Source organism: Polynucleobacter sp. JS-Mosq-20-D10, from assembly GCF_018687755.1.
Lineage (GTDB): Bacteria > Pseudomonadota > Gammaproteobacteria > Burkholderiales > Burkholderiaceae > Polynucleobacter.
In genome coordinates, this window is record NZ_CP061305.1 from 642,182 (window position 1) to 655,887 (window position 13,706).

12 protein-coding genes are annotated in these 13,706 nt (G+C 47.5%); 7 read left to right on the plus strand and 5 right to left on the minus strand.

Annotated features, from left to right (window positions below; translation table 11 throughout):
- Positions 1–7: 7 nt before the first annotated feature.
- Genes FD967_RS03305 through fabI form a run of 3 tightly spaced genes read right to left on the minus strand, consistent with a single transcriptional unit; the run spans position 8 to position 3,031 of the window.
- Entirely contained in the window at positions 8–892 is an 885-nt protein-coding gene (locus FD967_RS03305) for a MaoC family dehydratase N-terminal domain-containing protein (protein ID WP_215326716.1), read from the minus strand.
- 31 nt (positions 893–923) lie between these two features.
- On the minus strand, positions 924–2,249 hold the full coding sequence (gene chrA / locus FD967_RS03310; RefSeq protein ID WP_215326717.1) for a chromate efflux transporter: 1,326 nt from the start codon (positions 2,247–2,249) through the stop codon (positions 924–926).
- Positions 2,246–3,031, minus strand: coding sequence for an enoyl-ACP reductase FabI (gene fabI / locus FD967_RS03315; RefSeq protein ID WP_215326718.1), 786 nt, complete (start codon positions 3,029–3,031; stop codon positions 2,246–2,248). Before fabI ends, chrA begins: the two co-directional genes overlap by 4 nt.
- Before the next feature lie 50 nt (positions 3,032–3,081).
- On the opposite strand from fabI, the gene FD967_RS03320 reads away from it, so the two are divergent.
- From FD967_RS03320 to FD967_RS03340, 5 genes are all read left to right on the plus strand, one after another.
- The gene (locus tag FD967_RS03320) at positions 3,082–4,953 is read left to right on the plus strand and encodes an extracellular solute-binding protein (RefSeq protein WP_215326719.1); all 1,872 of its coding nucleotides are present in this window, start codon (positions 3,082–3,084) and stop codon (positions 4,951–4,953) included.
- An 11-nt stretch (positions 4,954–4,964) separates the two neighbouring features.
- A complete protein-coding gene (locus tag FD967_RS03325) occupies positions 4,965–6,029 on the plus strand; it encodes a microcin C ABC transporter permease YejB (RefSeq protein ID WP_215327150.1) in 1,065 nt (354 codons plus the stop codon).
- Complete coding sequence (locus FD967_RS03330; RefSeq protein WP_215326720.1) at positions 6,026–7,051, plus strand: ABC transporter permease; 1,026 nt, start codon at positions 6,026–6,028, stop codon at positions 7,049–7,051. Before FD967_RS03325 ends, FD967_RS03330 begins: the two co-directional genes overlap by 4 nt.
- The gene (locus FD967_RS03335; RefSeq protein ID WP_215326722.1) at positions 7,048–8,715 is read left to right on the plus strand and encodes an ABC transporter ATP-binding protein; all 1,668 of its coding nucleotides are present in this window, start codon (positions 7,048–7,050) and stop codon (positions 8,713–8,715) included. The genes FD967_RS03330 and FD967_RS03335 overlap by 4 nt, the downstream gene beginning before the upstream one ends.
- A gap of 137 nt (positions 8,716–8,852) precedes the next feature.
- A complete protein-coding gene (locus tag FD967_RS03340) occupies positions 8,853–9,536 on the plus strand; it encodes a C40 family peptidase (protein ID WP_215326723.1) in 684 nt (227 codons plus the stop codon).
- 11 nt (positions 9,537–9,547) lie between these two features.
- Here FD967_RS03340 and FD967_RS03345 read toward each other — a convergent pair whose 3' ends face one another.
- Positions 9,548–9,820: a BrnA antitoxin family protein gene (locus FD967_RS03345; RefSeq protein WP_215309707.1), complete on the minus strand. Its 273-nt coding sequence runs from the start codon at positions 9,818–9,820 to the stop codon at positions 9,548–9,550.
- A gap of 244 nt (positions 9,821–10,064) precedes the next feature.
- Positions 10,065–10,979, minus strand: coding sequence for a patatin-like phospholipase family protein (locus FD967_RS03350; RefSeq protein WP_215326724.1), 915 nt, complete (start codon positions 10,977–10,979; stop codon positions 10,065–10,067).
- A 179-nt stretch (positions 10,980–11,158) separates the two neighbouring features.
- Between FD967_RS03350 and scpB the strand changes: the two genes are divergently transcribed.
- Together scpB and rluB are read left to right on the plus strand one after the other, a co-directional pair.
- Positions 11,159–11,905 carry an SMC-Scp complex subunit ScpB gene (scpB, locus tag FD967_RS03355; RefSeq protein ID WP_251369082.1) on the plus strand — a complete coding sequence of 249 codons (747 nt, stop codon included), beginning with the start codon at positions 11,159–11,161 and terminating at the stop codon, positions 11,903–11,905.
- Positions 11,906–11,911: 6 nt separating this feature from the next.
- On the plus strand, positions 11,912–13,651 hold the full coding sequence (rluB, locus tag FD967_RS03360; protein WP_215326725.1) for a 23S rRNA pseudouridine(2605) synthase RluB: 1,740 nt from the start codon (positions 11,912–11,914) through the stop codon (positions 13,649–13,651).
- Positions 13,652–13,706 lie beyond the last annotated feature (55 nt).

A 13,706-nucleotide genomic window follows, 5' to 3' on the forward strand; every position in this document is an offset into this window, starting at 1 on the left:
AAATTTCCTAAGCTAAAACTGCAGTGGCTTGCATGGTGAGCCAGCCTTCATGATCTTCGGCCCAAATGGAGATCGTTTTTCCAAAAGGATCTTTCTCCAAATCAGGCTTAGCACTCACTTTAAATACATTGATGTCAAAAGTAGGGCGAATGGCGCGGAACTCAAAACTCTTTAACTTGCAGGCTGGAATGCTTTGTCGCACAAGATCCACCAATAAGGTTGCAATTAAAGGACCATGAACAATTAAGCCAGGGTAGCCCTCAACTTCAGTAACATATTTGCGATCGTAATGAATGCGGTGACCATTAAATGTTAGTGCTGAGTAACGAAATAACACAACATCATCAGGAGTAATTGTTTTAGACCAAGTCGCTCCCGTAGGAGCTGGTGTTGGTGCAACTGGCTTGTCGTCTGATCCGGGAGCATCGCGATACACAATGTCATGCTCTTCAACTAAGGCCAAGCCATTTTGATTAGAGATTGTATGTTTAACTAATACAAAGATGAGATCGCCAGTGCGACCCGCCTTGTGTGTAACGGATTCAATTTTGGAGATGCGTTCAATTTCATCACCAACTGCCAGTGGGGCTAACCATTCAACTCGACTGCCAGCCCACATGCGTCGCGGCAATGGTACGGGGGGTAAAAAGCCGCCACGCTTTGGATGACCATCGAGTCCGATTTCTGATTGAAGGGCGCATGGTAAAAAATAGAGCCAATGCCATAGCTCTGGCAGAAAGCTACCTGCAACGGGCGCAGCATCAGGTCGATCGAGCGTGGCTGATAAAGCTCTGACAGGCGCTGCAGTGACGATATCTTGAAGGGTCTCAGTTTTACCGAGCCATTCTTGGAGATGGGTGATAGTTTGGGGTTCGATTCGCATAAGTTCCATTATGCCAATTTCAGCCCCTGATAAAGTGGACTTAGATCAATAAAGTTGCTAGTAAATAGCTTAGTAAGCCGGCCAGAGCTGATCCAGTTAAGACACTAATCACCCCTTTTTGAAACTGAAAGAGTGCCAAAGCTGCAAGCAAGGTAATCACAATCGAAATCCATGAGATTGAACCACCAAGACCATGTGGAAAAAAGACGTGATACGCAAAGAACAGCCCCAGATTAGCGATGACGCCAACCACTGCTGCAGAGATGGCAGTGAGGGGTGCAGTAAAACTCAGCTTGCCATGTGTGGATTCGATGAGTGGACCACCGACTAGTACCAGAAAAAAGGAGGGTAAAAAAGTAAACCAAGTAGCAACACAGGCCCCAAGCACGCCAAACCAAAACGGGTTGCTATTACCAATTAAATGTTGAATATGGCCAGCAAGATATCCAACAAAAGCTACCACCATGATGAGTGGTCCTGGAGTAGTTTCTCCGAGCGCTAAACCATCTATCATCTGACCGGCGCTGAGCCAATGAAATTGATCTACTGCACCCTGGTATACGTAAGGCAGAACTGCGTAAGCGCCACCAAAAGTGAGGAAGGCGGCCTTAGTGAAGAACCAGGCAATTTGCGGGTAAAGCGTTTTCCAGCCAAAGATCAGTGCCAGGGCAATAAACGGAATTAACCCGAGAGTAAGAACAACCAAGCTATGCAGTGCCAGTTTCTTTTTAGAAAATTTGGCATGGTCTGGGGTAGGGGTGTGATCATTAATCAATGCGGGAGCATGGGCTTCACTCAATTTGTCGTGAGCAGCGATTTGCTGAAAATATTCTGGGTAGCGTTTACCACCCCAGACTCCAATCAAAGCAGCAAAGATAACGATGATCGGGAAAGCTAAATTAAAAACAAAGATCGCCAGAAAAGATGCGAGCGCAATCCAACGTAGTACTTGATTGTGAATCGTGCGCTTACCAATGCGTACTGCAGCATGAAGGACGATTGCAGTGACCGCAGGTTTAATACCAAAAAAGATTGCGGCAATCCAGGGAACTTGGCCAAAGGTGAGATACACCCAAGACAAGCCGATTAATATAAGCAGAGAGGGCAAAACAAAAAGAGTGCCCGCTAAAACACCACCCCAGGTGCGATGCATCAGCCAGCCGATATAAGTGACTAACTGCTGCGCCTCAGGTCCTGGTAGCAGCATGCAATAGTTGAGCGCATGTAAAAAGCGCCGCTCAGAAATCCAGCGACGCTTCTCAACAAGCTCTTGATGCAGGACGGCTATCTGTCCAGCGGGCCCGCCAAAGCTAATAAAGCCCAGCTTGGCCCAAAACTTCAGGGCCTCGCGCAGTGGAACGATCAAACTTCTTCCATTCCACCAACCACTTGGCTAAAGCCGTTATCAACATAAATGATTTCAGCGGTGATACCGTTCGCCAAATCAGACAATAAGAAAGCGGCGGTATTACCAACATCATCAATCGTGACATTACGACGCATGGGGGCAGTTTTCTCAACCGCTTCTAAAATTTTCCCGAAGCCTTTAATGCCAGCAGCAGCCAACGTTTTAATCGGGCCAGCAGAGATTCCGTTAGCGCGAATGCCTTTAGGCCCAACTGAGCCAGCGATATAGCGCACCGAGGCTTCCAGTGAGGCCTTAGCAAGTCCCATGGTGTTGTAGTTAGGAACGTTGCGCAGACTACCGAGGTAGCTCAGGGTTAGCAAAGAAGATTTATCGCGCAACATGGGTAGAGCCTCTTTTGCCATTGCTGGGAAGCTGTAAGCAGAGATGTCGTGAGCGATTTTGAAGCCTTCACGAGAAAGACCTTCTAAAAAGTCGCCAGCAATGGCTTCACGTGGTGCAAAGCCAATCGCATGAACAAAGCCATCAAACTGCGGCCAAGTCTTAGCTAAATCCTGAAAAAGGGCGGAAATCTGCTCATCGCTGCCAACGTCGCAGTCAAAAATCAGCTCGGTATTGAATTCTTTAGCAAAATCGACAATTCGGTCTTTAAAGCGCTCACCAACGTAGGTAAAGGCCAGTTCAGCCCCTTCGCGGTGGCATGCCTTGGCAATACCATAGGCAATAGAGCGGTTAGAAAGAAGGCCGGTAATCAGAATTTTTTTGCCAGCGAGAAAGCCCATATAGTGTCCTTTGCTTCAAATATGATTTGCTATCTACAATTGTTGCATATATGCCCATGCTCCCCGCCATCCGCCAAATCCCCAATTTGCTGCTCTTAGCCTTTCTGGCTGGGGTAGCACAGAATTCGGCTCATGGTGCGCAGGGGATCGCTCAATACGGTAAACCCAAATACGCTGATGGATTTAGCCATTTTGATTACGTCAATCCCCAAGCGCCTAGGGGTGGCACCTTAACTTTGCCTAACCCCGATCGTCGCACTAGCTTTGATAAGTTCAATCCGTTTACGCTACGTGGGGTAACTGCGCCTGGTATCGCCCAGCTGATGTTTGAGTCTTTGGCGGTGGGCAGTGCGGATGAGGTCTCTAGTGCCTACGGTTTGATTGCAGAAGATATTGCAGTGGCGTCCGATAAGATGTCGGTGATGTTTCGGATTCGTCCTGAAGCAAAGTTTTCAGATGGTAATGCGATTTTGGCTGGTGATGTCAAGCACAGCTTTGATACCTTGATGAGCTCTCTTGCCAATCCACAATTTAAAACGGTGTATGCCGACGTGAAGCAGGCGGTAGTTGTCTCGGATCGAGTGATCCGCTTTGACTTTAAGAATCGCAATCCTGAATTACCAGTGATGGTAGGTACCTTGCCCATCTTCTCTCGCAACTGGGGTAAGAAACCCGATGGCACTATTACTCCATTTGATAAGTTGACTTTTGAGCACCCGATAGCAAGTGGCCCCTATGTGATCGAGTCTTATAAAGCTGGCAAGACCATGATCTTTAAACGTAACCCTAATTACTGGGCTGATCAGGGTGGTAAGCCACTCAATGTCCGTGTTGGTTTTTACAACTTTGATCGCGTGAACTACAAACTCTATAGTGATGATGCTGTTCGTTTAGAAGCCTTTAAGGCTGGAGAGTTTGACGCATTAGTAGAGTACCGCGCTAAGAATTGGGCTAAGAGTTATGTGGGCCCCAGGTTTAATGATGGCACCCTAGAAAAGAAAGCGTTTCTAAATCACAATGGCGCAGGCATGCAAGGTTTTGCAATGAATGTACGTCGACCGATTTTTCAGGATCCACGGGTACGACAAGCTTTGGGTTACGCGCTTGATTTTGAATGGTTAAATCGCCAACTCTTCTTTGAGCAATACAGTCGGATCAATAGTTACTTTACGAACAGCGATCTCAGCGCCAATTTCGATGGCCCTCGTAAACCTACTGAAGCGGAATTGAAATTACTGAAGCCCCTGAAAGCGCAATACCCTAAGTGGGTGCCTGACGCCGTCTTTGATCCAATGCCTATAGCACCCTCAACCGCTTCGCCCGATAGCTTGCGCCAGAACCTGCGCAAGGCGCGTGATTTATTAGCTCAGGCTGGTTGGCAGTACCGCGATGGTGCCTTGCGAAATATGCAGGGCGAGCCATTTCGTTTTGAGATGGTCGAAGATGGTCCATTCTTTTTGAGGGTTTTGTCATCCTATATTCGTAACTTAGAGAAGCTGGGTATTGCGGTGGATATTCGGACAAGCGATTTTGCTTTACATCAGAAACGCATGGATGAATACGATTTCGATATGACCACCATTCGTTTCCCTGATTCACAAAGCCCTGGTAATGAATTGTGGGATCGCTTTGGCAGTCAGGCCGCAAAAGAAAAAGGCTCTGACAATGTGATTGGAGTTCAATCCCCTGTGGTTGACGCCTTAGTGGATGCAGTTGTCAAAGCTCAAACCCGTGAAGAGTTGCGTGCGGCTACTAGAGCCTTAGACCGCGTGCTTTGGAATAGTTATTACGTCATTCCCCAGTGGTACAACCCAACACACCGAATCGCGTATCGTAAGGAGATGCGCTATCCAGAACCGCCTTTGTATTTCACCGCTGAATCTTGGATTCTGCTCAATTGGTGGAAAGAGGGGGCGCGTTAATGCAAGGGCAAATGTGGTCATATATTTTCAAGCGTGTGCTCTTGATGATTCCTACTCTATTAGGTGTCTTAACTCTGACATTTGCTGTGGTGCAATTTGTCCCGGGCGGCCCAGTTGAGCAGTTAATGTTGGAACTCAAAGGCAAGGGCGATGCAGCAGTCAGTGGTGCGGAGTCTTCTGGTGGTGGAAGCAACTATCGTGGTCGCCAAGGAGTGGATGCTGAGCGTTTGGCTGAGGTGAAGGCCTTGTATGGTTTTGATAAGCCGCCAGTAGAGCGCTATTTCATGATGCTGAAACGTTTTGCACAATTTGATTTGGGTCAGAGTTACTACCAACACCAAAGTGTTTGGCAATTAGTGGTCTCTAAATTACCTGTGTCTATCAGCATTGGGTTATGGACCTTTTTTCTGACGTATTTGGTATCGATACCCCTAGGTATAGCTAAGGCAGTCAGAGATGGCTCTCGCTTTGATGCGGTGACGAGTACGATGATTCTGGTGGGCTATGCCATTCCAGGTTTTGTATTGGGCGTTCTTTTGCTCGTCATTTTTGGCGGCGGCAGTTTCTTGCAAATATTCCCCTTGCGCGGGCTGACTTCAGATAATTGGGGTGAGCTCAGCATGATCGGCAAGGTAATGGATTATTTGTGGCATTTAGTTTTGCCAATTACCGCCTCAGTTTTAGGAAGCTTTGCCGTGATCACCATGCTGACTAAAAACTCCTTTCTAGAGGAGATTCGTAAGCAGTATGTATTGACTGCGAGAGCTAAAGGCCTCACCGAAAAACAAGTGCTATGGAAGCATGTGTTCCGTAACGCACTTCTTCCCTTAGTCACTGGCTTTCCGGCGGCATTTATTGGCGCCTTCTTTACCGGCTCGCTACTGATCGAAACCTTATTTTCTTTAGATGGACTCGGTTTGCTTTCCTATGAGTCCGTCATGCGACGTGACTACCCAGTGGTTTTCGGAACACTCTATCTCTTTACACTGATTGGCTTGTTTACAAAGTTGATTTCGGATCTTTGCTACGTCTACATTGATCCGCGTATCCAGTTTGGTGCGGGAGGTGGCTCATGAGTCGCTGGCACAGATTTAAAAATAGCCGCATGGGTTACGCCAGCCTATGGATCTTCATGATCCTATTTGGTCTCTCCATGGGTGCAGAGCTGATTGCGAATGACAAACCCCTGATTGTTCGCTACGAAGGAAAATTCTATTTCCCAATTGTGAAGTCACAACCTGAGCGAGTGTTTGGCGGTGACTTCGCGACGCCAACCGATTTTTTAGATCCGGATATTCGCCACAACATTACTAGTAATGGTAATTGGGCAATTTATCCGCCAATCCCCTACAGCTATGAAACACTGAATTACTTCTCAAAAGTGCCCAATCCTGCACCACCATCGTTTGATAACTGGTTAGGCACTGATGATCGTGGGCGCGATGTCTTATCTCGTTTAATTTATGGCTTTCGCCTATCGATTTTGTTTGGCTTAGCGCTGACCATTGTTGGCGTTAGCGTAGGCATCATCACTGGCTCTTTAATGGGGTTCTTTGGCGGTAAGTTTGATCTGGTTTCTCAGCGTTTGATTGAGATTTGGTCGGCGATGCCAGAGTTATATCTACTCATCATCTTTGCCTCCATCTTTAACCCGAGCATTTGGCTTCTGATTATTTTGCTAGCGGCATTTGGTTGGATGGGCCTATCTGATTATGTGCGTGCAGAGTTCTTCCGCAATCGCGCACTAGAGTACGTTCGTGCAGCCAGAGCATTGGGATTAACCAATCTACAAATCATGCGCCGTCATATTTTGCCGAATAGTTTGACACCCGTTATTACCTTTCTTCCCTTTAGAATGAGCGCGGCGATTTTGTCGCTCACCAGTTTAGATTTCTTAGGTTTAGGTGTGCCACCAGGAACGCCGAGTCTTGGTGAATTACTCTCCCAAGGAAAAAGTAATTTAGATGCGTGGTGGATTTCACTATCAACCTTTGTTGTTTTAGTAGCCACCTTACTCTTACTTACTTTTATGGGTGAGGCCTTACGTGATGCTTTTGATTCTCGTAAGTCAGGCGCGATGAGTGGAGGCCGTTCATGAGTTCCGTGAAAAGTGCTGCTCCACTCCTGCGCTATGAAGATTTTTCAATTTCTTTTGGTTCAGGTCGGCGTGAAAAATTTGCTGTGAGCCATCTTGATTTAGAAATTGGGGTAGGTGAGCGCATTGCCCTAGTTGGAGAGTCCGGTTCAGGTAAGACGCTGACTGCTTTAGCGCCACTACGTCTTGAGCCGGAGGGTGCAAAAACATCTGGTCGAATTTTGTGGAGTGGCCAGAGTGCAGATGCTAGTAATCCTTCTGTGAATTTGCTAGACCTACCAATACAAGCTATTCGTGAAATTCGTGGTCGTGAGATTGCCATGGTCTTCCAGGAGCCGATGACTGCGCTCAATCCTTTGTTTACTATCGGCAATCAGATTGTTGAGGCAGTGCAGATTTATGAGCCATTGATCTCTAAGCCTGACGGAATGTCTGCTGCAATTGAACTGCTTAAGAAGACGGGTATTCCGGAGCCAGAAAAACGCTTTCATTCTTATCCTCACCAGCTATCTGGTGGACAGCGCCAACGCGCCATGATTGCAATGGCCTTGGCTTGTAAACCCAGATTACTCATTGCAGACGAGCCTACTACCGCTTTGGACGTGAGCTTGCGTTTGCAGATTTTAGATTTACTCAAAGAGTTGCAGGAGGAGTCTAAGGATCACGGTGGCATGGCGATCTTATTAATTACCCATGACCTTAATTTAGTAAAGCATTTTGCTCAGCGTGTTGCCGTTCTCAATCAGGGCAACCTAATGGAAGTAGGGCCTACAAAGCAAGTCTTTGAGCATCCGGATAACGCGTATACAAAAGCGTTGGTCAACAGCGAACCTGTGCGCAACTTAGCACCAGTAATGCCTTTGGCACCCGTCCTATTAAAGACGGAGAGCTTATCTGTTTCTTATCCTGGCACAGAGTCCACCTCTTGGTTTAAAAAATCTTCACGTCATCAGGTCTTACGAAAGGTGAGCTTTGAGCTCAAGCAGGGACAGACTATCGGTGTCATTGGGGAGTCTGGTTCAGGTAAGACCACTTTAGGTATGGCAGTTTTAGGTTTGTTGGGTGATTCTGCAGCAGAGATCACGGGCACAGTAGATGTATTGGGTAAAGATTGGCAAAAGCTAAAACCATTGGATCGCCGAGCCATGCGCTCGAGTTTGCAGGTAATTTTTCAAGATCCATTTGGCTCACTTTCTCCGCGCATGAATGTGATGCAAATTGTTTCAGAGGGTTTGGATGTGCATTTTCCGAATTTGTCTGCGGCGGAGCGTGAGTCCCGCGTTCTCGATATTTTGCGAGAGGTGGGAATTGATCGTTCCGCTCTCACGCGCTATCCCCATGAATTTTCTGGCGGTCAGAGGCAGCGCATTGCCATTGCTCGTGCTTTGATTCTGAAGCCGCAGATCTTGGTATTGGATGAGCCAACTTCAGCATTAGATGTATCGATTCAAAAACAGGTGCTCGCATTGCTGACGGAGCTCCAGAAAAAATACAACTTAGCCTATTTGATGATTAGCCATGATTTGGCGGTCATTCGGGCAATGTCGCATGAGGTGATGGTGCTCAAAGGGGGTAGGGTGGTGGAGTTTGGTGATACTGAGACCCTCATTAAGCACCCTCGTCAGACTTACACCAAAGAGCTTTTTGCAGCCGCTGAACTGAGCTAAGAGCTCAGTTAAATAGGCTCTACAAGGGGCTAAAGTGGTGCATTTACGCCCCATAATGGCAAATACACTATTGAAAACAAAGAGTTATCTCAGGCTTAGCACTTGGTGAAATGGGTCTTCTTTGCTAGAATCGAGTGATGTCCCTTAAAAAAGACCTCTTGCCAACGCTGATTCAGCAGTTGCCGATCGCTGCGCTGATTGCAATCACATTGGCTGCGAATCCCGCGCGAGCTGTGGATGCTGTTGCTGATACTGCAAAAGATTCGTCCGCAGAAGTTGTTAAAGAGACTCCTAAAGAAACCATGTTTCAGGCAGGTAAGTCTTACTTCGCCCGCGTGTCAGATCGTTTGGCAGATTCCGTTACCGGCAAATCAGATGAATTAATTAATCGCGCTATGGAAGTGATTGGCGTGCGTTACCGCTGGGATGCTGAGTTGCCGCAATCAGGTTTGGACGGTAGTAGTTTTGTTGGCTATGTTTTTAAAGATAAGCTAGGTTTTTTATTGCCACGCAAATCGACTCAAATGAGCCGAGTGGGCAAACCGATTACTCGTGAAGAATTGCAACCTGGTGACTTAGTGTTCTTCAACACCATGCGCTTAACTTTCTCTCATGTCGGCATTTATGTTGGTGACAATAAATTTATTCACTCTCCATCCAAAGGTACCAGTGTGCGTGTAGACGATCTTGGTAGCCTTTACTGGGATAAGCGCTTTGACGGTGCTCGCCGCTTAGACGGTAGTGACAATTTGGGTGATGCAGAGCGTCAAGAGTTGCTCAATGAAGTCAATAAGCTCAAGCGTAAGTCCCGTAGCCTTTGATTTTTATCTAGCTAAGCGAGTGTATGCTCCCTTAGCCATTCTTTGAGCGCTAAATCAATCCTAGTTTGCCATCCCGACCCGGATGCTTTAAATGCTTCGACTACGTCGCTAGACAAGCGAATGGTAGTTGATACTTTCGTTGGTAAAACTTGAGCCCCTCTAAGTTTTCGAGAGGCTAATTTAGCTTGTAGCGACTCTGGCAACTCTTTAAATGTTTTTGACTTTCTGAGCTCTTCAGCTGACCACTCGAAGTTTTCACCATTAATTTTGGATTTGTTTTTCATATTCAGTGAGCTCCCGCTTGTTTGCTTTTCTAAAGCTAATGACTCGTATTCCCTTTTCGCTCATCCACAGAAAGTCTTGCACCCTCAAAATCAAACTCGATAACCTCCTCAAATAAGAGATTTCGTTCTATTAGATTTCTTTTGTTTTTATGGTCATCATAGGTAATCTCCATATATCTAATTGTAGTTACAATCAGATATATGGAAATATACCATGCTTATGATGTGGGGATGTGGGGAGGTTTTACTGCTTCAACCTTTCCTTAATCAACCCCATTTGCTCCTGTGCTGCAACCTCACCAGCAAGAATGGCGGCATTTCTAGATTTGAAGTCACCGCTACTCATTTGTTTGAGTAGGGGCGTGATCACAATATCGGCGCTCTTGAGCTCATATTGATTAATACTTCGCTGCATGATGGATATGGTTTGTTGCATAACGCCAAAGGTTCCGCTGGCATCCTGATGAACAGGCTCTGATGAGATGTTGACCGCAATCACCAGCGTTGCGCCCATCTGCCTGGCATAACTCACTGGTACGGGGGCAACTAAGCCGCCGTCAACATACTCTTTGCCGCTAATGACTGCTGGCTGGAATACACCTGGAACACTACAGGAGGCGCGCACTGCTAGACCTGTATTGCCAGAGCGAAACAAAATACCTTTACCGGATTGCAGTTCAGTCGCCACAATCCCCAGGGGTATCCGCATTTGCTCGATAGACTTATTTTGCACTTCACGATTCACCATGTTTTGCAGGGCGTCCCCTTTAATGAGGCCGCCAAATCTTCCCGCAAAAGGGAGTCCCCAGTCGGCAATGGTGGCTTCATCAAGACTTAAGGCGAGTCGATTGAGATCATTTCCAGTAGCACCAGAGGCAAGTAATGCCGCAATAACGCTTCCGGCGCTACTGCCGACCACGATATCGGGTCGAATACCTTGCGCCTCTAAAGCCTTAATAACACCCACATGGGCAAAACCTCGGGCGGCACCCGCCCCTAACGCAAGGCCAATGACAGGCTTGCGACTACTCATTAAGCTACAACCAGCCAGACTCGAGCCCCCAAGCAGAGCCCCTAAACCTAGGCCTAAGCCCAGAAAACGACGTCTTGCATCGGTCTCAGGGGATGAAAGAGGGGGTAGGGCTGTAATTTCGTGCATATAGCTATTGTATTGAGCCTCCCTTATAATAGTTGCACGGTGAGCGAAAAAGACTTCGTTTCAGCGCGGGTAGCTCTCCCAAGTGAATTTTGTGGATGCATTGCCCGCAGTAGCTAAAAGTGCCACCAGAACACTACCAACCCATTACTGAAATACATTTTTATAGTCTCATCAGGCCAATGCCTGATAGCCCGAATTTTATGGATGATCACAATAAACGCGTAATTGAAACAGCCCTCTTGTGCGCGCAAGAACCACTCACAGTTGCTGATATGACGCGCTTATTTGTGGAAGATATTGCCGCTGGTGAAATTGATCATGCTCTTACCGAGCTTCAAAAAGCCTGGGAAGATAAAGGCATGGAGTTAGTGCACATTGCAACTGGCTGGCGTTTTCAGAGCCGCTTAGCAATGCGTGAATATCTTGATCGTTTGACCCCAGAAAAGCCGCCAAAGTATTCTCGTGCGGTGATTGAAACCTTGGCGATTATTGCCTACCGTCAGCCGGTGACACGTGGCGAGATCGAAGAGATTCGTGGTGTTGCAGTCAGTAGCAATGTGATGAAGCAGTTAGAGGATCGGGGTTGGGTTGAGGTGATTGGTCACAAAGAGACCATCGGTCGTCCCGGTTTGTATGCCACAACTAAGCAATTTTTAGACGATCTCAGTCTGACTAATTTACAAAGCTTGCCAATGTTAGAGGATGCTGCGCCAATGGCTGCAGCTGCGCAATTAGGTCAGGCGGTCATGGAATTTGATCCTAGTGCTACTGTTGAGACAGTCATCGAGTTAGATGAAAACGGTCAACCCATCATTCAGTTAACAGATGATGAATCGGTAGACGACGAATCCATGAGCGAAGAGATAAGTGAAGCAGTAGAAGCAGTTACTCCAGAGTCTGAAGACAAATCAGACGAACCAAAATAATTATTAATGACAAGTCATAACGAAAACGATTCATCTCCGATTAAATCTACATCGGATAACTCCACTGGTTCTGAGTCTGCGCCCAATCATTCAGAGGGTGCAAAAGGCGAAGGGCGTGAGGGTGGTCCACGTCGTCCACGCCGTCAGGGTGCGGGCGCTGGTAAGCCGTTTAATAAGAAACGTCCATTTAACAAGGATCGTCCTCGTCGCGAGGGCGACCCTGGTGGTGCGCGCGATGGCGTTAACCACGCAGCTGCCAAGCTGGCACCAAATCCGGCAGAAAGCGAAGCCTTGTTTGCTTCAGTAGTCTCTGGAGAATTCGATGCCGCATTAGATGCGCCTGAGGCCATTGAAGTTAAAAACCCAGATGGTGTGAATGAGAATGAGATTTCTCATCAAACTGGTGCAGAGCGTCGCGCACAACGTGTCCGTCATGACGATGATGCCGATACACCTAGCGATGATGAGATGAGTAGCTTGCAATTTGCCAACATCGATGACTTGCCGCTCAGCTTGCGTGATGAAGTTTGGTCAGACTTGGATGGCTTGGACGACGAAGCTGACGACGAAGATACTGTCAAGTTGCACAAGGTATTAGCTGATGTCGGCATGGGTTCACGTCGCGATATGGAAGACTTGATTATTCAAGGACGTGTGTCCGTGAATGGCTTGCCAGCCCATATTGGCCAGCGTATCGGGCCGACCGATCAGGTGCGTATTAACGGCAAGCCTGTGCATCGCAAGATTCAGACCAAGCCGCCACGCGTGATCATGTATCACAAGCCTTCTGGTGAAATCGTCAGTCAATCTGATCCAGAAGGTCGTCCAACTGTATTTGATCGTTTGCCAAAGCCACGTCAAGGACGTTGGATTGCAGTGGGGCGTTTGGACTTTAATACTGAAGGCCTCTTGCTATTTACAACTTCAGGTGAGCTGGCAAATCGCTTGATGCATCCTCGTTACGGCGTTGAGCGCGAGTACGCTGTCCGTATTTTGGGTGATTTGAGTCAAGAAAATATGGCTCAATTAAAGAGTGGTATTACCTTAGATGATGGCCAAGCCAAATTCTTACGACTTTCTATGGGTGGCGGAGAAGGTGCAAACCGTTGGTACCACGTTGCTTTGACTGAAGGCCGTAACCGTGAGGTACGCCGCATGTTTGAGGCAGTTGGGCATGTCGTCTCTCGCTTGATTCGTACTCGTTACGGCATTTTCTTATTACCTCCACGTTTGAGGCGCGGTAAGTGGGAAGAGATTGAGGCTGGCGGTATCTATAACTTAATGAAGTTTGCAGGCTTAAAAATGCCTCAACCCCAAGATAAGGGTCGTGGCCCCAGTTCTGGATCTCATGGAAGAGACCGTAATCCCGCCTCCAGTGGGGATTTTCAGCCAGACCCAATGCAAACCTCGGTTTCTTATTGGGGTTCACGGGATGCTTTAACCCAGGCCAGTGGTCATGGTTCTCTCACCCATCAAGGTCGGGGTGGTAAACCTGGCGGTGGTGGTTCTGGCGAGGGGCGCGGTCCTTTCCGGGGTCGTACTCAGGGCGGACGTCCAGGTGCAGGTGGTCAAGGTGGTCAGAGCCAGAACCGTAATAAAGGCAAAAAAGTCCATCATGGACAGTCTGCTTTTGTAACGGCAAGCCCTCAAACTCCAGGAAATGGCCCTAAACGAGGGGCACCTAAAGGGCGCAAACCCTTCAATAAAGGCCCTAGAAAACCGCGAAATCCAAGCGAAAGCTTCTGATTTTCATGAGTTTTCCTCTAAATCGGCTATAATTTTGGACTTACAGCAGTTTGCT